This is a genomic window from Serratia plymuthica NBRC 102599 (assembly GCF_001590925.1).
GTDB classification, from domain to species: domain Bacteria; phylum Pseudomonadota; class Gammaproteobacteria; order Enterobacterales; family Enterobacteriaceae; genus Serratia; species Serratia plymuthica.
Window position 1 is genome coordinate 58,712 of the sequence record NZ_BCTU01000011.1, and the last position, 21,096, is coordinate 79,807.

The window sequence follows — 21,096 nt, forward strand, 5'->3', positions numbered from 1 at the left end:
GCCTGATGAGTAAACCAATCTGTTCGACCGGCCTGCGTTGGCTATGGGTGATGGTAGTGGTGCTGGTGCTGGATTTTGCCAGCAAGCAGTGGATCCTCGGTAACTTCGTGCTGGGCCAGTCCCAGCCGTTGATCCCGTCGTTCAATCTGTTCTATGCGCGCAATTACGGCGCCGCGTTCAGCTTCCTCGCCGATCACGGCGGCTGGCAGCGCTGGTTCTTCGCCGGTATCGCTGTCGCCATCGTGGCAGTGCTGCTGGTGATGATGTACCGCAGCCAGGCGCAACAGAAGCTGAACAATATCGCCTATGCTTTTATCATCGGTGGTGCGCTAGGCAATCTGTTTGATCGCCTTTGGCACGGCTTCGTGGTCGATTTTATCGATTTTTATGTGGGCAACTGGCACTACCCGACCTTCAACCTGGCGGATAGCTTCATCTGCGTGGGGGCGGCGATGATTGTGCTGGAAGGCTTCCTGTCGCCGGCGAGCAAAGGCGCAAAGAGTAAAGGTGAGTAATATGACGGCTCAGGTTAACGGTGACAGCGCCGTATTGGTTCACTTCACACTGAAACTGGAAGACGGCTCAACCGCAGAGTCGACCCGCGGTAACGGCAAACCGGCGTTGTTCCGCCTGGGTGACGGCAGCCTGTCGGCACCGCTGGAAGAGCAACTGCTCGGCCTGCGTGCGGGCGATAAATGCGCCTTTACCCTGCAGCCGGAAGCGGCGTTCGGCGCAGAGAATCCGGATCTGGTCCAGTTCTTCTCACGCCGTGATTTCGCGGAAACCGGGGTGCCGGACGTGGGCACCATCATGCTGTTTACCGCCATCGACGGCAGCGAAATGCCGGGTGTGGTGCGTGAAGTGGCGGAGGAGTCGATTACCGTTGATTTCAACCATCCGTTGGCGGGCCATCCTGTGAGCTTCGATATCGAAGTGCTGGAGATTGACCCGCAGCAGGAGGAGACGCATGCAAATATTGCTGGCTAACCCACGCGGCTTTTGCGCCGGGGTTGATCGTGCGATCAGTATCGTTGAGCGCGCGTTGGAAATTTACGGCGCGCCTATCTACGTGCGTCACGAAGTGGTGCATAACCGCTACGTGGTGGACAGCCTGCGCGAGCGTGGGGCGGTGTTCATCGAAGAGATTGCCGAAGTGCCGGACGGGTCGATTCTGATCTTCTCGGCGCACGGGGTTTCCCAGGCGGTGCGGGCAGAAGCCAAAGCCCGTGATCTGACCATGCTGTTTGACGCTACCTGCCCGTTGGTGACCAAGGTGCATATGGAGGTGGCGCGAGCCAGCCGCCGGGGTACCGAGGCGATCCTGATTGGCCATGCCGGCCATCCGGAAGTGGAAGGCACCATGGGCCAGTACAGCAACCCGAAGGGCGGCATGTATCTGGTGGAGTCGCCGGAAGACGTGTGGAAACTGCAGGTGAAGGACGAAAGCAACCTGTGCTTTATGACGCAGACCACGCTGTCGGTGGATGACACCTCAGAAGTGATCGACGCTCTGCGCCAGCGTTTCCCGAGCATTATCGGGCCGCGCAAAGACGACATCTGCTACGCCACCACCAACCGTCAGGAAGCGGTGCGCAATCTGGCCGGCGATGCTGACGTGGTGCTGGTGGTCGGGTCGAAAAACTCGTCCAACTCCAACCGTCTGGCCGAGCTGGCTCAGCGCGTTGGCAAGCCGGCGTACCTGATCGACTCTGCGGCGGATATTCAGGAAGCCTGGCTGAAAAACGCCCGTAACATCGGCGTGACCGCCGGAGCGTCGGCGCCGGACGTGCTGGTCCAGGATGTCATCAGCCGCCTGAGAACGATGGGCGGTGTGGATGTGCACGAAGTCAGCGGCCGTGAAGAGAATATCGTATTTGAAGTGCCGAAAGAGCTGCGTGTTGATATCAGACAGGTCGAATAAGCTTTTTGGCAAAAGTGTTACCACGGGGGGCTACGGCTCCCCGTTTTGCATTTTGGGGATAAGCTGCGGGATAAATAGCAAAATTGAGAAGGGCTGATTCAAATTTTCTGTTACTGAAAGCCAGGTTCGTTCTGACTATTTGAATTAACCCTGCAGGAATGATTATATTGGCGAATATAAAGTCATTAAGGATAATATCATTAGGCTGCAATCTAAAAATAACGCTCTGGTGCTGGTCAGCAATCGGCTGAAAAGTTAAAAAACTAAAGTAATTGGTGTTGCAGATACTTCTTATTTAATTAAGTGCGTAACTGGTCTACGGAATTTTGTTCTTTTTCTTTTAAATGGATTTTCATATGTTCCAGTAAACGGCGAACCTTTAATGGTTGGCTGTCACGGCGGGGCATAATCGCATAGCAATTAATCTCCGGTAATCGCCATTCAGGTAACACTTCCACTAAATCACCGCTGCGTAATTCACGTTCAACATTGACGAAGAAATTACGGATAATCCCCTTGCCGGCCAGCGCCAATTCTTTCATCGCCATGCCGTTATTGGTAAATAGACGCCCGGTCATGCGCAACCGGTGCTCATCGCCATTCGCGTGGTTCAGCCGAACAAACTGCGGGTTTCCCAACGGGGTGAAGGTGACCCATTGATGGCGGGTTAAGGCCTGTGGAGACTCCGGCACACCGTGGTCGGCAAGGTAGGCTGGGGAGGCGCACAACACTTCGCGAAAGCGCGCCAGGCGGGTGGAGACGTAGCTGGAGTCGGCCAGCACGCCGCCGCGGATCGCCAGATCTATCCGTTGGCCTATCAGGTCGATTTTCTCGTCATGGATTTCCAGCCGCAGCGTGATGCGCGGGTGTTCATCCAGAAAGCTTTGCAACGCCGGCACCAGATAATGGGTGGCGAATTCCGTGGAGGTGGCGACGCGCAGTTCACCGGCCAGTTCGCCGCGCAGCGCGGCAATACGCTGTTGACCCCGCTCGGCGGCATGGATCATCAGCACGCAATCCTCATAAAAACATTGTCCGGCCTCTGTCAGGCTCAGTGAGCGAGTAGAGCGCAAAAGTAATTGAATGCCCAGTTCGTTTTCCAGCTGGCGGATATGCTGGCTGACGGCCGAGGTGGTAATGCCTAATTCTTTGGCTGCCATGCTGAACGCGCCGCAATCGACAACTTTAGAAAAAATAGCCATGCGTTTTAGAATATTACTCATAGTTTGTTAAGTTCAACTTAACCAAGATTGCAAATTATAAGGGCTAATAATATAGCATTATCTCTTCTATATTGCCTGAAGCAGATAAACGCACGGTGAGACTTATTGCCTGCGCGTCATTCCTCTTTTTGATAAGTCTTATTGCGTTTGCGAATAAAATTCTTATGCCACATCTGAACAGGAGTTAATTGTGGATATTGCCTATATTGAAACCGTGTCATTAAAAATTCTCCATGAGTTATTACAATATCGGCGTCGCTTTCCCGGCCTTGAAACCTCAAATACTGAGGAGGAACGGGTCGTTTCTCAGGTGCAATTGCCGCGTATCCAGGCATTCATTGCAAACAATCAGCGCATCGAATTTGTGCTGCCGGCCTTCCCGACAAAATCACCCAATACCAATAAAGTGATCGGCGCGGTGCCCGACATGGCGGAACGGCTATCGTTGATATTCCTAAATTCTCTGTGTCAGCGCATCCAGCTTTATTACCCGCCGGGAGCGCATATCGTGATCTGCTCTGATGGCCATGTGTTCGGCGATTTGATCCGCGTCAGCGACGATGCCATCAACCATTATCAGCGCGAAATTGAAAACCTGTTGCACGAGGTGGGGGCGACGCACCTGAGCGTGTTCAACCTGGGTGACGTCGAAGGGCTGGCGGAACATACCGACGACTACGACCTGTTGCGTCAACTGCTGGTCGACGGCTACGCCGAACCGGAGGAGGCAATCAAGCAGCAACTGATGCAGGATGAGCAGGGATTGCAGCTGTATCGCGCCATTACCCGTTTTCTGTATGAAGACAGCCAGTTGCCGGGTTACAGCGGCTCCAATGCGGCGTTGCAGAAAGACGCCAAACAGCGCGCCTGCGGCGTAATACAGCGCAGCTGGGCATGGGGCAACCTGCTGGCCCAACATTTCCCGGCGGCGATACGCCTGTCTATCCACCCGCAACCCGCTGACAGCCTGAAAATGGGCATCCATATGATGCCGACCAAAGACGACTGGCTGACGCCGTGGCACGGCGTGGCGGCAAACGTCAACGGCCAGTTCGTGCTGATGAAGCGCAAAGACGCGCAGCAACTGGCGGGTGAACTGGTGGCGATCCGCGGCACGCCAAGCCATTACCTGATCGAACAGCCTCAGGTGGCGTAACACGCCACGTTGCGCCCGCAGCGTTGGCGGGCGTGTTTTTAACGGCACTGTTGCCGTGTGAGCAGCAAATTCGCTTCAAGGAGAGTCACCGATGGACAATCAACAACTGAACTGCCGCATTGAACTGAATACCCCGTTTGGCGCAGTGCTGACCCCGAAATATCCCGGACAGCCAATCAGCGAGCTGCCGGTAGCGGCGCTGCGGGCGCTGGCGCAAAGGCACCATCTGCTGGTGCTGCGCGGTTTCGATTCCGGCTTTACCGATCCTCAGGTGTTGACCCGCTATGCCGGGGGGTGGGGAGAGATCATGATGTGGCCGTTCGGTGCCGTGCTGGACGTGAAGGAGCACCCGGACGCCAAAGATCACATTTTCGACAGCAGCTACGTCCCGTTGCACTGGGATGGCATGTACAAACCGACCATTCCCGAGTTTCAGCTATTCCACTGCGTGGCGGCACCGTCACAGGATGAGGGCGGGCGCACCACCTTTGTCGATACTACGCGGCTGCTGGCCAATGCCGATGAGTCATTGTTGGCGCAGTGGCTGAAGGTGTCTATTTCTTATCGGATCAAGCAAGTGGTTCACTATGGCGGCGAGGTATGTTCGCCGCTGGTGGTGACGCATCCGAGCGGCAGCGGGGTGATTATGCGTTACAACGAACCGCCGACGGAGGGCAAGAAGTTCCTTAACCAGCATGCGCTTGAATATCATGGCGTGCCGCAAGAAGAGCAGGAGACTTTCCATCAGACTCTGCAACAGCATCTCTACGATCCGCGCCACTATTACGCCCACCAGTGGCAGCAGGGCGATGTGGTGGTAGCGGATAACTTCTCGCTGTTGCACGGACGCGAAGGTTTCACCGCCCGCTCCGCCCGTCATCTGCAGCGCGTGCATATTCAGAGCAACCCGGTGTGCGCCAACCTGGCGCTGAAGCCGGCCAACGCAGAGGCTTAACAGGACATTATGGCAAGGATACTGATGGCGGCCATCGCCACCCCAGGGCACGTTTACCCGATGCTGGGGATTGCCCGCTACCTGATTGCACAGGGCCACCGGGTGCGGCTGATGAGCGGTGCGCTGTTCCGCGAACGCGCCGAAGCGGTGGGCGCGCAGTTTGTGCCTTTCGATGCGCAGGTGGATTTCGATTATCGCTACCTGGAGCAGCATTTTCCCGAACGCGCCGCGCTACCACCGGGCAATGTACAGATGGCGCTGGCGCTGAAAGATTTCTTCGCCGCGCCGATCCCGTTGCTGGACCGGCAACTGAGGGCGGCGATAGCCGCCGAGGCGACCGATCTGCTGATGGTGGAAAACTGCTTCTACGGAGTATTGCCGCTGTTGCAGGTAACCGACCGCCTGCCGGTGATCGGCATTGGCGTGACGCCGTTGTCGTTCTCGTCCGAAGATTCCATCTTTTACGGGCCGCGCATTCCCCCAGCGCTGTTGCCGCGCGAACTGCAACGTGAACAATTGGTGGACGAAGCCACGCGAGCCTTGATCGATGAGGTACAGCAGAGCTTCAACGTCGCGATGGCGCAATCCGGCGGCGGGCCGCTGCAACAGCCGTTCACGGATGCGTTGATAGACGGCTGCGATCGCTTTTTGCAACTGGCTACCCCGGCGCTGGAGTATCCGCGTGACGATCTGCCGGCAGGCGTGCGATTTATCGGCCCGTTGCGCGGTGCGGCGGCGGCACAGCAAGGCGCAGGCGAGTGGGATGAAACGGATCCTCGCCCGTTGGTGATCGTGACGCAGGGTACGTTGGCGAATGTCGATCTGCACCAGTTGATTGTTCCGACGCTAAAAGCGCTGGCCGGGTTACCGGTGCGGGTGCTGGCGACCACCGGCGGCCGCCCGGTTGATGGGGTGTTGGCACAACTGCCGGACAACGCCAGAGTACGGGAGTTTATCTCTTTCGAGCACTGGCTGCCGCAGGCGGCGCTGTTGATCACCAACGGCGGTTATGGTTCGATCAATTACGCGTTGGATCATGCTGTGCCCTTGATTGTTGCCGGGACCGGTGAGGATAAGCTCGAGGCGGCTTCTCGGGTGGTGGCCGCGGGCTGCGGGATTAACCTGCATACCAGCGAACCGGATGAGGCGCAACTGCGGCAGGCTGTGCAGCAAATCCTGTCGCAGCCGGTTTATCGGCAACGCGCGGCGCTGGTACAGGCCGACTATGCCCGCCATGATGCATTGGCAGCGATTGCCGAAGAGGTGGCAGCCTTAACCGGCTGAAAGCCGTCATCGAGTTCCTCAAGGCGCCCTTTGCGGCGCCTTTTTTATGCAGGTTTCTCTCATCAAATTTGCATGATTATGTACAATTAAAAAATGGGCTTTATTTGACCGGTTGTTAACCCATTGACAACATTACTGATGAAAAGCGGGAGATATCATAATTTTCTAATTATGAAATGAATCTTCTGGCGGTGATCCTATGGGGCAGTTACCCTAAACCTATAGCCTATGGAGTAGGCGTCTAATCAAGAAGAGAGCAAGCATGACTGATTCACAAATCCGCATTGCGATTGCGGGTTCCGGCGGCCGCATGGGGCGCCAATTGATCCAGGCGGTACATCAGGCGCAGGGCGTGGTGTTGGGGGCTGCGGTGTCGCGTCCGGGTTCAAGTCTGATCGGCACCGATGCCGGCGAACTGGCGGGCGTGGGCACGCTGGGCGTGACCGTCAGCGACAGCCTGGAAAAGGTGGTCGATGACTTCGATATTCTGATCGACTTCACCCGCCCGGAAAGCACGCTAGCGTACCTGGCTTTCTGCGTCGAACATCGCAAGGCGATGGTGATCGGCACCACCGGTTTTGACGATGCGGGCAAAGAGGCCATCCGCGCCGCCGCGCAGCAGATTGGCATCGTGTTCGCCGCCAACTTCAGCGTGGGCGTTAACCTGGTGCTGAAACTGTTGGAAAAAGCCGCTCAGGTGATGGGCGACTACACCGACATTGAAATTATTGAAGCGCACCACCGCCATAAAGTGGATGCCCCTTCGGGCACGGCGTTGGCGATGGGCGAGGCGATTGCCGGCGCGCTGGGGCGTGACCTGAAAGAATGCGCCGTCTATGCGCGTGAAGGTTATACCGGCGAACGCGATCCCAAGAGCATAGGCTTCGCCACCATCCGTGCCGGCGATATCGTCGGGGAGCATACCGCCATGTTTGCCGACATCGGTGAGCGGGTGGAAATCACCCATAAAGCCTCCAGCCGCATGACTTTTGCCGCCGGTGCGGTTCGGGCGGCATCTTGGTTGCATAGCCACGATAAAGGTCTGTTTGATATGCGGGACGTGCTCGGATTGGACCAGTTATAATCTATTTGAATACCATCGTGATGTGGTTGTATTGATCATAAAGCTATGATTAACGGACAATAATTTTATTGTCCTTTTTTTTAACATTAAAAATGAAGGCTTGATCCGTTTTTTATTGCTTAATTATTATTTCTTGTTGTTTACTTGCGTTTTATGGCGAGTAATTTCCCTGATAGATACTTTTCACCCGATAACAGACCTTTGGAAAGGTGATTTTTTGTCATTCTTCCTCGCAACCGTTTACCCACCCGAGTTTAGCTGTGTTTTTATGGCTGCTGACCCTATTAAACGTTGAGAAGTGCAAAAATAAGAGAAAAAAAGGCGCTTTGGGTAGACAAGTGGAGCACTCATCATTAAAATGCGCCCAATTTGCCAAAAATTGGCCTTGAGGGCGGTTTTTGCATTGATTTAGATCGCGATATCTGAATTAATATGCAGATATTGTGATTGATTATTCCTCGGAGGGTGTTTTGATTAAGTCAGCGCTATTGGTTCTGGAAGACGGAACCCAATTCCACGGTCGGGCCATCGGGGCAGAGGGTACGGCAGTGGGGGAAGTGGTCTTCAATACGTCGATGACCGGCTATCAAGAAATCCTCACTGATCCTTCCTACTCTCGCCAGATCGTTACTCTTACTTATCCTCATATCGGCAATGTCGGCACCAATGCTTCCGACGAAGAATCCTCCGCGGTACACGCCCAAGGCCTTGTCATTCGTGATCTCCCTTTGATTGCCAGCAACTACCGCAGCGAAGAAGGCCTGTCAGAATACCTGAAGCGTCATAACATCGTGGCGATTGCCGATATCGATACCCGCAAGCTGACCCGCCTGTTGCGCGAAAAAGGCGCACAGAACGGCTGCATCATCGCCGCCGATTCACCGGACGCCGCGCTGGCGCTGGCCAAGGCGCAGGGTTTCCCGGGCTTGAAAGGCATGGACCTGGCGAAAGAAGTGACCACCAAAGAAGCTTACAGCTGGCAGCAGGGTAGCTGGACGCTTGAAGGCGACCTGCCGGAAGCCAAGCCGGCCTCCGAGCTGCCGTTCCACGTGGTGGCTTACGATTACGGCGCCAAGCGCAACATCTTGCGCATGTTGGTGGATCGCGGTTGCCGCCTGACGGTAGTGCCGGCGCAGACCCCGGCAGATGAAGTATTGAAGATGAATCCGGACGGCATTTTCCTGTCCAACGGCCCGGGCGACCCGGAGCCTTGCGATTACGCCATCACCGCCATCAAACAGTTCCTGGAAACCGACATTCCGGTGTTCGGCATCTGCCTCGGCCACCAGTTGCTGGCGTTGGCCAGCGGTGCGAAAACCGTGAAGATGAAGCTGGGCCACCACGGCGGTAACCACCCGGTGAAAGATCTGGATAACGACTGCGTGATGATCACTGCACAGAACCACGGGTTTGCGGTTGACGAAAATAACCTGCCGGCCGAACTGCGCGTAACGCACAAATCACTGTTTGACCACACGGTGCAGGGCATTCACCGCACCGACAAAGCGGCGTTCAGCTTCCAGGGCCACCCGGAAGCCAGCCCAGGCCCGCACGACGCCGCGCCGCTGTTCGACCACTTTATCGAACTGATCGAGACTTACCGTTCTAACGCCAAATAATCAGGAGCAGTAAAAAAATGCCAAAACGTACAGACATAAAAAGCATCCTGATCCTCGGCGCTGGCCCGATTGTCATCGGCCAGGCGTGTGAGTTCGACTATTCGGGTGCCCAGGCGTGTAAAGCGCTGCGCGAAGAGGGTTACCGGGTCATTCTGGTGAACTCCAACCCGGCCACCATCATGACCGACCCGGAAATGGCCGATGCGACCTACATCGAGCCGATCCACTGGGAAGTGGTGCGTAAAATCATCGAAAAAGAGCGCCCGGATGCGGTATTGCCGACCATGGGGGGCCAGACCGCGCTGAACTGTGCGCTGGAGCTGGAGCGTCAGGGCGTGCTGGCCGAGTTCGGCGTGACCATGATTGGCGCCACGGCCGACGCTATCGATAAAGCCGAAGACCGCCGCCGTTTCGACGTGGCGATGAAGAAAATCGGCCTGGATACTGCGCGTTCCGGCATCGCGCATAATATGGAAGAAGCGCTGGCGGTTGCCGCTGACGTTGGCTTCCCGTGCATCATCCGCCCTTCCTTTACCATGGGCGGCACCGGTGGCGGCATCGCTTACAACCGCGAAGAGTTCGAAGAGATCTGCGAGCGCGGCCTGGATCTGTCGCCAACCAAAGAGCTGTTGATCGACGAATCGCTGATCGGCTGGAAAGAGTACGAGATGGAGGTGGTGCGCGATAAGAACGATAACTGCATCATCGTCTGCTCTATCGAAAACTTCGACGCCATGGGCATCCATACCGGTGACTCCATCACCGTGGCACCGGCGCAAACGCTGACCGACAAAGAATACCAAATCATGCGTAACGCCTCGATGGCGGTGCTGCGTGAAATCGGCGTGGAAACCGGCGGTTCCAACGTGCAGTTCTCGGTTAACCCGAAAAACGGTCGCCTGATCGTCATCGAAATGAACCCGCGCGTGTCCCGCTCTTCGGCGCTGGCGTCAAAAGCCACCGGCTTCCCGATTGCCAAAATCGCCGCCAAGCTGGCGGTGGGTTACACCCTCGACGAACTGATGAACGACATCACCGGCGGCCGTACTCCGGCGTCCTTTGAGCCGTCCATCGACTACGTGGTTACCAAAATTCCTCGCTTTAACTTCGAGAAATTTGCCGGCGCTAACGACCGCCTGACCACCCAGATGAAATCCGTCGGCGAAGTGATGGCGATTGGCCGCACTCAACAAGAGTCGCTGCAGAAAGCGCTGCGCGGTCTGGAAGTGGGTGTCACCGGTTTCGACCCGAAAGTGAGCCTGGACGATCCGGAAGCGCTGACCAAAATCCGTCGCGAACTGAAAGATGCCGGCTGCGACCGTATCTGGTACATCGCGGACGCGTTCCGTGCCGGCATGTCGGTAGACGGCGTGTTTAACCTGACCAACGTTGACCGCTGGTTCCTGGTGCAGATTGAAGAGCTGGTACGTCTGGAAGAGCAGGTTGCCGAATCCGGCATCAACGGCCTGACCCACGAGTTCCTGCGTACCCTGAAGCGTAAAGGTTTCGCCGATGCGCGCCTGGCCACGCTGGCCGGCGTAGCCGAGAGCGAAATCCGCAAGCTGCGCCACGGCTATGGCCTGCACCCGGTTTACAAGCGTGTGGATACCTGTGCGGCGGAATTCGCCACCGACACCGCCTACATGTACTCCACTTATGAAGAAGAGTGCGAGTCCAACCCGACCAACGACCGTCCGAAAGTGATGGTGCTGGGCGGCGGTCCGAACCGTATCGGCCAGGGCATCGAGTTCGACTACTGCTGCGTGCACGCCTCGCTGGCGCTGCGCGAAGACGGTTACGAAACCATTATGGTCAACTGTAACCCGGAAACCGTCTCCACCGACTACGACACGTCCGACCGCCTGTATTTCGAGCCGGTTACGCTGGAAGACGTGCTGGAAATCGTACGCATCGAGAAACCGAAAGGCGTGATCGTGCAGTACGGCGGCCAGACCCCACTGAAGCTGGCGCGTGAGCTGGAAGCGGCAGGCGTGCCGATTATCGGTACCAGCCCGGATGCGATTGACCGTGCCGAAGACCGTGAGCGTTTCCAGCAGGCGGTACACCGCCTGGGCCTGAAACAGCCGGCCAATGCCACCGTTGCCACCATCGAACAGGCGGTAGAGAAAGCGGCCGGTATCGGTTACCCGCTGGTGGTACGTCCTTCCTACGTACTGGGCGGCCGTGCGATGGAAATCGTCTACGACGAGATCGACCTGCGCCGTTACTTCCAGAACGCCGTCAGCGTCTCCAACGACGCGCCAGTGCTGCTGGACCGCTTCCTGGATGATGCGGTAGAAGTGGACGTCGATGCCATTTGCGACGGTGAGCGCGTGCTGATTGGCGGCATCATGGAACATATCGAACAGGCTGGCGTGCACTCAGGGGATTCCGCCTGTTCACTGCCTGCTTACACCCTGAGCAAAGAAATTCAGGATGTGATGCGCCAACAGGTCGAGAAACTGGCGTTCGAGCTGCAGGTGCGCGGTCTGATGAACGTACAGTTCGCGGTGAAGAACAACGAAGTCTACCTGATTGAAGTCAACCCGCGTGCCGCACGTACCGTGCCGTTCGTTTCCAAAGCCACCGGCGTGCCGCTGGCCAAGGTAGCCGCACGGGTCATGGCGGGCAAGACGCTGGCCGAGCAGGGCGTAACGGAAGAAGTTATCCCGCCTTACTATTCAGTGAAAGAAGTGGTGCTGCCGTTCAACAAGTTCCCTGGCGTCGACCCGATTCTGGGGCCGGAAATGCGTTCTACCGGGGAAGTGATGGGCGTGGGTCGCACCTTCGCGGAAGCCTTCTCCAAGGCGATGCTCGGCAGCCAGTCAGGCATGAAGAAACAAGGCCGTGCGCTGCTGTCGGTGCGTGAAGGCGATAAAGCCCGCGTGGTGGATCTGGCGGCAAGCCTGCTGAAACAGGGCTTCGAGCTGGACGCGACCCACGGCACCGCGGTAGTGCTGGGCGAGGCGGGCATTAACCCGCGTCTGGTCAACAAGGTGCATGAAGGCCGTCCGCACATTCAGGACCGTATCAAGAATGGCGAGTACACCTACATTGTGAACACCACGGCCGGTCGCCAGGCGATTGAGGACTCCAAGCTGATTCGCCGCAGCGCGCTGCAGTACAAGGTGCATTACGACACCACCCTGAACGGCGGCTTTGCCACCGCGATGGCGCTGAAAGCGGATCCGACCGAACAAGTTACCTCAGTGCAGGAGCTGCATGCTCGCATCACCAAGTAATTCAGTGATGCCGTAATGCCAGAGGGCGCTGCATATGCAGCGCCCTTATTTTTTTATCTTGTTCAGCAAATTTGTTGCCTTGAATTAGAAATTTCCGCTATCAATCATTCAGCAAAATGTCACGCTGTGTGATTGGTATATGCTTGATAAATTGGCAAGGGACAAAGGAACGACGACAACAATGATTCTGATTATTTACGCTCACCCGTATCCCCGGCATTCGCATGCCAATCACCGTCTGCTGCAGGCGGTAAAAGACATTCCGGACGTGGAAGTTCGCGCGCTCTATGAGCTGTATCCTGACTTCAACATCGATATCAACGCCGAGCAACGTGCGCTGGAGCGTGCCGATATGGTGGTGTTTCAGCATCCCATGCAGTGGTACAGCCTGCCGCCGTTGCTGAAACTGTGGATCGACAAAGTGCTGGAGCACGGCTGGGCTTACGGCCATGACGGCGATGCGCTGGTGGGCAAAGATTGCCTGTGGGCGGTCACCAGCGGCGGGGACGAGCATCATTTCGAACTGGGTGATTACCCAAATTTCGCCGCGCTGGGGCAGCCGCTACAGGCGACTGCGCTCTACTGCGGCATGAACTGGCAACCCTACTTTGCCGTGCATAACACCTTTACCTGTAACGAGCCGACGCTGATTGCCGCCGGCGAGGCCTACCGTCAGCGTTTGGTAGAGTATCTGATGGAACACAGTGAGCCTGCGGATCAAGGAGCCGACCATGGATAATCACAACATGATGATCGAGGGGCTGATCTATCTGGGGTCGGCCGCACTGTTCGTGCCGATTGCGGTGCGTCTCGGACTGGGCTCGGTGCTCGGCTACCTGATCGCCGGCTGCATTATCGGCCCCTGGGGGCTGAAGCTGGTCTCCGACGCCGAGTCGATCCTCACCTTTGCCGAGATTGGCGTGGTACTGATGTTGTTTATCATCGGGCTGGAGCTGGATCCTAAACGGCTGTGGACGCTGCGCGCCTCGGTGTTTGGCGGCGGCAGCATCCAGATGACGGGCTGCGGGCTGGCGCTCAGCGCCTTTTGTTATTTCCTCGGGCTGGACTGGAAGGTGGCGCTGCTGATTGGCCTGACGCTGGCGTTGTCTTCTACCGCCATCGCCATGCAGGCGATGAGCGAGCGTAACCTGACGCCATCGCCGATTGGCCGCAGCTCGTTCGCGGCGCTGTTGTTCCAGGATATCGCGGCGATCCCGCTGGTGGCGATGATCCCTTTGCTGGCCAGCAGCGGCGCCACCACTACGTTGGGCGCGTTCGCCCTGTCTGCGGCGAAGGTGGTGGGCGCGCTGGCGATAGTGGTGCTGCTCGGGCGCTACGTAACCCGGCCGTTGCTGCACTTTGTCGCCCGGTCCGGCATGCGTGAAGTGTTCAGCGCCGTGGCGCTGTTCCTGGTGTTCGGTTTTGGCATCCTGCTGGAAATGGCCGGGCTATCGATGGCGATGGGCGCTTTTCTCGCCGGGGTGCTGCTGGCGAGTTCGGAATATCGCCATGCGCTGGAAAGCGACATCCAGCCGTTCAAGGGCCTGTTGCTGGGGTTGTTCTTTATCGGTGTCGGCATGTCGATCGACTTCGGGACTCTGTTCCACCATCCGTTGCTGATCGCCTCGCTGTTATTGGGCTTTATGTTGATCAAGGCGGCGTTGCTGTGGCTGATTGGGCCGTGTCTGGGCGTGCCAAAACGCCAGCGCGGCATGTTCGCCATTTTGCTGGGGCAGGGCAGTGAGTTTGCCTTCGTGATCTTCGGCGCCGCACAACTGGCCGGCGTGTTGCCGCCAGACTGGGCTAAATCGCTGACGCTGGCGGTCGCTCTGTCGATGGCGGCGACGCCGCTGTTACTGGTGGTGGCCGCGAGGCTGGAGAAAAATGCGCCGAAGGACGAACGCCCGGCGGATGTGATTGATGAAGAAAACGCCAGCGTGATCATTGCCGGCTTCGGCCGTTTTGGCCAGATCGCCGGCCGTTTGCTGCTGGCTAACGGTGTCCACACCGTGGTGTTGGATCACGATCCGGACCATATTGAAACGCTGCGAAAATTCGGTACCAAAGTGTTTTACGGCGACGCGACTCGTGCCGATCTGCTGGAAGCCGCGGGCGCGGCGCACGCCAAGGTGCTGATTAACGCCATCGACGATGTGGAAGCCAACCTGCAACTGACCGAACTGGCCAAGCGACACTTCCCGCACCTGAAAATCGTGGCGCGTGCGCGCGATGTCGATCACTGGTATCAGTTGCGGCAGTTGGGGGTGGAAAGCCCGGAACGCGAAACCTTCGAAAGCTCGCTGCGTATTGGCCGCGAGGCGCTGGAGCTGCTGGGGCTGGACGCCTACGAGGCGCGGGAAAAAGCGGATACTTTCCGGCGTTACAACCTGCAGATGCTGGAAGCGATGATGGAAAATTACGAGGACACGGAATTCCGTATCGCTACCCTGCAACGGGCGAAGGAAATGCTCAGCAACGCCATCCAGCAGGATCAAAACCGGTTGGCTCAGGTACCGCAAACCGGCTGGCGTGGCAGCATTGACGGCAAGGCGCCGGAAGACGACGTGGTGGAAGCCAAGGGTTAACGCTGAGGGGCGCAGTTCAGCACTGCGCCCTTTTTTCACATCAGCTCAGTGCAACCTTGATGCCCAGAGCAATCAGCATGCCGCCCAGCAGCTTGTCGACCACCTTCTGCGTTTTCTCCAATCCGCGACGTACCGGCCCGCTTTGGAACAAGAACACCAGTACCGGCCACCAGACGGCGGACAGGCCCAGGATAATCCCCGCATACCACAGTTTTTCGCTCAACCCGGAGTCGATCTGCAGCACCTGAGTGAAGACCGCCAGGAAGAACAGCGTGGCTTTGGGATTGAGCAGATTGCACAGATAGCCTTGCACAAAAGCGCTTTTCAGGCTCACCTGCTGCTGCGGCAGGTGGCTGACGTTCATCTTGCTGCCCCCGCGCGACAGCAGCGCCTGAATGCCCACCCAGATCAGGTAGACCGCACCGGCATATTTCAGTACGTTGAACAGCCACGGCGTAGTGGTGATCACCACCGCCAACCCGGCAACGCAGTAAGACATGTGGGTCGCGACGCCGCAGATCACCCCGAGGGCGGTCATCATGGCTGCGGGGCGCGGATAGCGAGCGGCATTCTTGATCACCAGGAAAAAGTCCGGGCCGGGTGACAGCATGCCCAGGGCGACAATACCGGCGACGAACAGCGAAGTTTCAAGCATGGTTTTGAGTCTCTGCACAAAAGGCGTAATTGCGCTGATAATAACGCTGCTTCTCCTGATTAGCATCAACCCATTGAGACCCTGTTAGGCAATATGATGAACTTTTATTCAGGGCACACCACGGGACATTATGAATCAAACCACAACGACCGATATGCCGGAGCCGCACCGGCAACAGCGTGAAATCACCCGCCTGTGCATTCAATGCGCCTTGTTGCTGTTGCAGCATGGCGCTGAAAGCATGGTGGTGGAACAGTTATCGACCCGGCTGGGAATAGCGCTGGGCATGGACAGCGTGGAAAGCTCCATTTCGGCCAATGCGGTGGTGCTGACGACCATCAGCCATGGCGAATGCCTGACCACCACGCGCAAGAACATCGATCGGGGCATCAATATGCAGATGGTGACCGAGGTACAGCATATCGTCATTCTGGCGGAGCACCGGCTGGCGGATGCGCGCGATGTTGCCCGGCGTTTCGAGAAAATTCGTCCGCTGCGCTACCCGCGTTGGCTGGTGGTGGTGATGGTGGGGCTGTCGTGTGGCTGTTTCAGCATGCTCAACGGCGGCGGCGGGGATGCCTTTGTGGTCACCTTTATCGCCAGCGGCGTGGCGATGCTGGTACGCCAGATGCTCACCGCCCGCCATATGAATCCGCTGATCAACTTTTGTCTGACGGCGTTTGTCGCTACTTCGGTTTCCGGCCTGTTGCTGCGGTTACCCGTGTTCAGCGACACCTCCAGCGTGGCGATGGCCGCCAGCGTGCTGCTGCTGGTGCCGGGATTCCCGCTGATCAACGCGGTGGCGGACATGTTTAAAGGCCATGTGAATACCGGATTGGCGCGCTGGGCTATGGCCAGTCTGCTGACGTTGGCTACCTGTATCGGCGTGGTGATGGCGATGTCGCTGTGGGATTTGCGGGGGTGGTCATGAGTCTGTTGTGGGCCTTGTTGCTGGAAATGCTGCTGGCGGCGGTGCCGGCGCTGGGTTTCGCCATGGTGTTCAACGTGCCGCTGCGCGCGCTGCGCTATTGCGCCCTGCTCGGCGCAGTGGGCCGGGGTTCACGCATGTTGATGATACACGCCGGCATGAATATCGAGTGGGCGTCGCTGCTGGCGGCGATTTTGATCGGCATCATCGGCATCTATTGGTCGCGCTGGTTGTTGGCGCACCCGAAGGTCTTTACCGTAGCGGCGGTGATCCCGATGTTCCCCGGCATTTCCGCCTATACTGCGATGATCACGGTGGTGGAGATTTCGCATCTGGGCTATAGCGAAGCCTTGATGGAAACCATGGTCACCAATTTTCTCAAGGCCAGTTTCATCGTCGGCGCGCTATCGATAGGGCTGTCATTGCCGGGGTTGTGGCTGTATCGAAAACGTCCAGGGGTATGAAACCTGGCAGCCGTAAACGCTGGTTATTAGATATACTGATAAGAGCTATCTTATATATTCATCTTGCTTGATTAGCCTATCGACGACGGATAGGCCTTTACGTATAGTGTGAGCAATTTTGCTGCCTACACAGGGTTTAACAATGATTATCAGCCTGATCGCTGCCTTGGCGGCGGATCGCGTTATTGGTATGGAAAACGCCATGCCGTGGCATTTGCCGGCGGACTTAGCGTGGTTTAAACGTAACACGCTGAATAAACCGGTCATTATGGGCCGTAAAACGTTCGAGTCCATTGGTCGCCCGCTGCCGGGCCGCCATAACATCGTTTTAAGCAGCCGTCCCGGCAGTGAAACCGGGGTAACCTGGGCTACGTCTTTGGACGAGGCGCTGGCCGCGGCCGGTGATGTGGAAGAAGTCATGGTCATGGGCGGTGGGCATATCTATACCCAGTTCCTGGCGCGTGCTGACCGTATGTATCTGACGCATATCGACGCCGAAGTCGGTGGCGACACCCATTTCCCGGACTATGAGCCGGACGAATGGGAAACTTCGTTCAGCGAATTCCACGATGCTGACGAGCTGAACTCTCACAGCTACTGCTTTGAGATTTTAGAACGCCGTTGATTTTCGGGCGTTAGCCACCTCCTCCCAAAGGGCACAAGAGATTGTGCCCTTTGTCGTTTTTGCGCCGCTTGGTTGTAACATTTTCGTCACACTTCCTGATTAGTATGAAGCTCAACTTCGAGCGCCCGGCAACTCTGGTGAATCTTGATCGCGGCGCCATTTAAAAAGGAAGCAGACACATGACGAGCAAAATTGAGCAACTAGACGCCGACCGCCTGACCGATCCCACCCGTCGTAAACTGCTGCTCGGCAGCGCAGGCGCTGTTGGCCTGGCGGGATTCCTTGGCGGCGGCATCTGGACGGTTTCCGCCGAGGCGCTGGCCGAGGATTTGCCGCCGAACAAGCTGTTGGGCTTTAAAGGCATTGCAGCCTCCACCGCCGACGAAGTGGTGATTGCGCCAGGGTATCGCGCCGAGGTGTTGATCTCCTGGGGGGAGCCGCTGGTGGAGGGCGCCGCCGCATTTGACGCCCAGGGCAACAACAGCGCCGCCGATCAGGAGAAGCAGTTTGGCGACAACAATGACGGCATGAGCTTCTTCCCGATTGATGACAATCACGGCGTGATGGCCATCAACAACGAATACGTGAATGAACAGTACCTGTTCGCCCACGGCGGCAGCAAGGCCACCAGCCTGGAGGACGTACGTAAATCCCAGGCGGCGCATGGCGTTTCCATTGTGGCGGTGAAGCGCGCCGGCGATAGCCAACGCTGGGAGGTGGAGCGCCCTTCGCGCTACAACCGCCGTATCACCGCCAACACCGAAATGCAGTTCAGCGGCCCGGCCGCCGGCCATCCGCTGCTGCAAACCGCGGCCGATCCCACCGGGCGCAAAGTATTGGGTACTTTCGGCAACTGCGCTAACGGCAAAACGCCCTGGGGCACCTACCTGACCTGCGAAGAGAATTTCGATACCTATTTCGGCACCCATCAGGCCGACTATCAAACTACGGCAGAACAGAAGCGCTATACGCTGAAGGTCAGCGAACCTGAGCGCAACTGGCCGGACTATGATGAACGCTTTGACGTGGCGAAGAACCCGAACGAATTCAACCGCCACGGCTGGATCGTTGAAATCGACCCGATGAACCCTACGTCAACGCCAATCAAACACACCGCGCTGGGCCGCTTCAAGCATGAAAATGCCGCGGTGACCGTCGCTAAAGATGGGCGTCTGGTGGTCTATATGGGTGACGACGAGCGTGGCGAGCATATCTACAAGTACGTCTCTAAAGGCCTGGTTGACATCGCCAATCCGGCCAATAACCGCAGCTTGCTGGATGAAGGCACGCTGTATGTGGCGCAGTTTGACGGTGACGCCGGCGGTACGCCGCTGAAAGGGACTGGGCGCTGGATTGCACTGGAATTCGGCAAAAACGGCCTGACGCCGGAAAACGGCTTCCGTGATGAGGCGGAAGTGTTGATCTTCGCGCGCAAGGCAGCGGCGCAGGTGGGGGCAACCAAAATGGATCGCCCTGAATGGATCGCCGTGAACCCGCATGATGGGCGCGCTTATTGCACGCTGACCAATAACAGCAAGCGCGGTGAAGAAGGCATGCCGCTGAACGCCGCCAATCCGCGACCGAACAATGTTTACGGCCAGATTATCCGCTGGGATGAGGGCGGCGACGCCACCGCAGCCGCTTTTACCTGGGATATTTATGCGCTGTGCGGCAACCCGATCGCGCATCCGGAAGGGGTTAATCGCGGTACGCCGAACATCACCGCAGATAATACCTTTAACAGCCCGGACGGGCTGGGTTTTGATAAGGCTGGGCGCCTGTGGATCCTCACCGACGGCAAGTACAGCAACAAGGGCGATTATGCCGGGCAGGGGAATAACCAAATGCTGGTGGGGGACCCGCTGAGCGGTGAAATCCGCCGCTTTATGGTTGGGCCGAAATCGTGCGAGCTGACCGGCATCACCTTCACGCCGGATTACAAGACGATGTTCGTCAACGTGCAGCACCCGGGTGAAGAAGGCGACTCTCATTTCCCGAACAACAGCCCGCGTCCGCGTTCGTCAGTCTTGATGATTACGCGCGAGGATGGCGGGGTGATTGGCGCTTAAGCTTAAACGGAAAAGGCCGGGGCGGCGTCGAACTGCCCCGGTTTTATTATGACGCTGCCAGCGTATTCGCGTTGTCGAGTATATCGCGGCGGTTCGAAGGTTGAGTGAAGTACTGTTGGTCTTCCCAGCGCAACATGGTCAGATCGCCTCCCCAGCAACAGCCGGTATCGAGGCCGACAATGCCTTCTGGCGTGCCCTTACCTTCCAGCGATGCCCAATGACCAAAGATAATGGTGTATTCAGGATCCACTAAACGCGGCAATTCAAACCAGGGCTTCAGCGGCGCAGGGGCGGTGCCCGGCGCATCTTTGCAGATCATGTCGAGCTGGCCATTCGGGAAACAGTAGCGCATGCGCGTCAGGGCATTGGTGCTGAAACGCAGACGCGCCAACCCACTCAGTTCCGGGGCCCAGTTGTTCGGCATATCGCCGTACATGGCATCCAGGAACAACGGATAGCTGTCGCTGCTCAGTACCGCTTCTACTTCGCGGGCGCACAGTTGGGCGGTTTCAATATCCCACTGCGGCGTGATGCCGGCATGCGCCATCACCAGTTTGAGTTCCTCATCCACCTGCAGCACCGGCTGGCGGCGCAGCCAGTTGATCAGCTCATCGGCATCCGGGGCTTCCAGCAGCGGGGTAATGCGGTCTTTGGGTTTGTTGCGGCTAATACCGGCATAGACGGCCAGCAGATGCAGATCGTGGTTGCCCAACACCATGCGTACCGCAGGGCCAAGCGAACGCACGTAGCGCAACACGTCCAGCGAGCCGGGGCCGCGGGCGACAAGATCGCCGGTCAGCCACAGTCGGTCGCTTTGAGGATCGAAAGCCACCTGGGCCAATAGCGATTGAAGTTCATCAAAACAACCATGAACGTCGCCGATAAGATATGTCGACATAGTTAGTGAATCAGCGTTGGGATAGCTAAGCGGAACACGGGAATGGCAGTGCGGAATGGCTGACCCTGATGATCAACCATCTCGTAATGGCCTTCCATGGTACCCAACGGCGTTTCAAGAACCGCGCCGCTGGTGTATTGGAATTCACCGCCGGGCGGGATGAGCGGCTGTTCGCCGACCACGCCTTCACCCTGAACTTCGGTTTGGCGGCCATTGGCGTTGGTGATTAGCCAATAACGGCCCAGCAGTTGCACGTTGAAACGCCCCAGGTTGCGGATGGTGATGGTATAAGCGAAGACGTAACGTTCTTCTTCAGGTATCGACTGTGATTCCACGTAGATACTTTGTACCTGAATACATACACGGGGCGAATCAATCATGACCACTA

General features: G+C 57.4%; 19 protein-coding genes. 15 read left to right on the plus strand and 4 right to left on the minus strand.

The features are described from left to right. Nucleotides 1-5: 5 nt before the first annotated feature. Genes lspA through ispH form a run of 3 tightly spaced genes read left to right on the plus strand, consistent with a single transcriptional unit; the run spans nucleotide 6 to nucleotide 1,921 of the window. Complete coding sequence (lspA, locus tag SPL01S_RS07595; RefSeq protein ID WP_004950035.1) at nucleotides 6-515, plus strand: signal peptidase II; 510 nt, start codon at nucleotides 6-8, stop codon at nucleotides 513-515. A gap of 1 nt (nucleotide 516) precedes the next feature. Beyond that, entirely contained in the window at nucleotides 517-987 is a 471-nt protein-coding gene (fkpB, locus tag SPL01S_RS07600; RefSeq protein WP_013811451.1) for an FKBP-type peptidyl-prolyl cis-trans isomerase, read from the plus strand. Then, nucleotides 968-1,921: a 4-hydroxy-3-methylbut-2-enyl diphosphate reductase gene (gene ispH / locus SPL01S_RS07605; RefSeq protein ID WP_006323551.1), complete on the plus strand. Its 954-nt coding sequence runs from the start codon at nucleotides 968-970 to the stop codon at nucleotides 1,919-1,921. The genes fkpB and ispH overlap by 20 nt, the downstream gene beginning before the upstream one ends. Nucleotides 1,922-2,220: 299 nt before the next feature. Here the strand turns inward: ispH and SPL01S_RS07610 are convergent, their stop codons facing one another. Then, a complete protein-coding gene (locus SPL01S_RS07610) occupies nucleotides 2,221-3,144 on the minus strand; it encodes a LysR family transcriptional regulator (RefSeq protein ID WP_006323552.1) in 924 nt (307 codons plus the stop codon). Between the two features lie 190 nt (nucleotides 3,145-3,334). Here SPL01S_RS07610 and pvcA point away from each other — a divergent pair, with 190 nt between their 5' ends. From pvcA to kefC, 8 genes are all read left to right on the plus strand, one after another. Then, nucleotides 3,335-4,300 carry an L-tyrosine isonitrile synthase gene (pvcA, locus tag SPL01S_RS07615; protein ID WP_063198662.1) on the plus strand — a complete coding sequence of 322 codons (966 nt, stop codon included), beginning with the start codon at nucleotides 3,335-3,337 and terminating at the stop codon, nucleotides 4,298-4,300. A 91-nt stretch (nucleotides 4,301-4,391) separates the two neighbouring features. Further along, nucleotides 4,392-5,255, plus strand: coding sequence for a TauD/TfdA dioxygenase family protein (locus SPL01S_RS07620; RefSeq protein ID WP_004950044.1), 864 nt, complete (start codon nucleotides 4,392-4,394; stop codon nucleotides 5,253-5,255). A gap of 9 nt (nucleotides 5,256-5,264) precedes the next feature. Then, nucleotides 5,265-6,539, plus strand: a complete 1,275-nt coding sequence (locus SPL01S_RS07625) for a glycosyltransferase (RefSeq protein WP_506344860.1) — start codon at nucleotides 5,265-5,267, stop codon at nucleotides 6,537-6,539. A 262-nt stretch (nucleotides 6,540-6,801) separates the two neighbouring features. Next, nucleotides 6,802-7,623 (plus strand): 4-hydroxy-tetrahydrodipicolinate reductase, encoded by an 822-nt coding sequence (gene dapB / locus SPL01S_RS07630; RefSeq protein ID WP_062869599.1) that lies wholly within the window; start codon nucleotides 6,802-6,804, stop codon nucleotides 7,621-7,623. 470 nt (nucleotides 7,624-8,093) lie between these two features. Further along, entirely contained in the window at nucleotides 8,094-9,242 is a 1,149-nt protein-coding gene (gene carA, locus SPL01S_RS07635) for a glutamine-hydrolyzing carbamoyl-phosphate synthase small subunit (protein WP_004950050.1), read from the plus strand. Between the two features lie 17 nt (nucleotides 9,243-9,259). Beyond that, nucleotides 9,260-12,484 carry a carbamoyl-phosphate synthase large subunit gene (gene carB, locus SPL01S_RS07640; RefSeq protein WP_063198666.1) on the plus strand — a complete coding sequence of 1,075 codons (3,225 nt, stop codon included), beginning with the start codon at nucleotides 9,260-9,262 and terminating at the stop codon, nucleotides 12,482-12,484. 181 nt (nucleotides 12,485-12,665) lie between these two features. Next, nucleotides 12,666-13,223: a glutathione-regulated potassium-efflux system oxidoreductase KefF gene (kefF, locus tag SPL01S_RS07645; protein WP_062791243.1), complete on the plus strand. Its 558-nt coding sequence runs from the start codon at nucleotides 12,666-12,668 to the stop codon at nucleotides 13,221-13,223. Next, nucleotides 13,216-15,069: a glutathione-regulated potassium-efflux system protein KefC gene (kefC, locus tag SPL01S_RS07650; protein ID WP_063198669.1), complete on the plus strand. Its 1,854-nt coding sequence runs from the start codon at nucleotides 13,216-13,218 to the stop codon at nucleotides 15,067-15,069. The genes kefF and kefC overlap by 8 nt, the downstream gene beginning before the upstream one ends. A 40-nt stretch (nucleotides 15,070-15,109) precedes the next feature. Here the strand turns inward: kefC and SPL01S_RS07655 are convergent, their stop codons facing one another. Next, complete coding sequence (locus SPL01S_RS07655; protein ID WP_062869602.1) at nucleotides 15,110-15,724, minus strand: LysE family translocator; 615 nt, start codon at nucleotides 15,722-15,724, stop codon at nucleotides 15,110-15,112. Nucleotides 15,725-15,854: 130 nt separating this feature from the next. Between SPL01S_RS07655 and SPL01S_RS07660 the strand changes: the two genes are divergently transcribed. From SPL01S_RS07660 to SPL01S_RS07675, 4 genes are all read left to right on the plus strand, one after another. Continuing rightward, nucleotides 15,855-16,655 carry a threonine/serine exporter family protein gene (locus SPL01S_RS07660; protein ID WP_063198672.1) on the plus strand — a complete coding sequence of 267 codons (801 nt, stop codon included), beginning with the start codon at nucleotides 15,855-15,857 and terminating at the stop codon, nucleotides 16,653-16,655. Beyond that, on the plus strand, nucleotides 16,652-17,116 hold the full coding sequence (locus tag SPL01S_RS07665) for a threonine/serine exporter (protein ID WP_004950063.1): 465 nt from the start codon (nucleotides 16,652-16,654) through the stop codon (nucleotides 17,114-17,116). Before SPL01S_RS07660 ends, SPL01S_RS07665 begins: the two co-directional genes overlap by 4 nt. A 142-nt stretch (nucleotides 17,117-17,258) precedes the next feature. Then, on the plus strand, nucleotides 17,259-17,741 hold the full coding sequence (gene folA, locus SPL01S_RS07670) for a type 3 dihydrofolate reductase (protein WP_004950065.1): 483 nt from the start codon (nucleotides 17,259-17,261) through the stop codon (nucleotides 17,739-17,741). Between the two features lie 179 nt (nucleotides 17,742-17,920). Then, entirely contained in the window at nucleotides 17,921-19,810 is a 1,890-nt protein-coding gene (locus SPL01S_RS07675; protein WP_004950067.1) for a PhoX family protein, read from the plus strand. Between the two features lie 46 nt (nucleotides 19,811-19,856). On the opposite strand, the gene apaH is transcribed toward SPL01S_RS07675, so the two are convergent. Both apaH and apaG read right to left on the minus strand, forming a co-directional pair. Continuing rightward, nucleotides 19,857-20,708: a bis(5'-nucleosyl)-tetraphosphatase (symmetrical) ApaH gene (gene apaH / locus SPL01S_RS07680; RefSeq protein WP_004950070.1), complete on the minus strand. Its 852-nt coding sequence runs from the start codon at nucleotides 20,706-20,708 to the stop codon at nucleotides 19,857-19,859. A 2-nt stretch (nucleotides 20,709-20,710) separates the two neighbouring features. Next, nucleotides 20,711-21,088, minus strand: a complete 378-nt coding sequence (gene apaG, locus SPL01S_RS07685) for a Co2+/Mg2+ efflux facilitator ApaG/CorD (RefSeq protein WP_063198674.1) — start codon at nucleotides 21,086-21,088, stop codon at nucleotides 20,711-20,713. Nucleotides 21,089-21,096 lie beyond the last annotated feature (8 nt).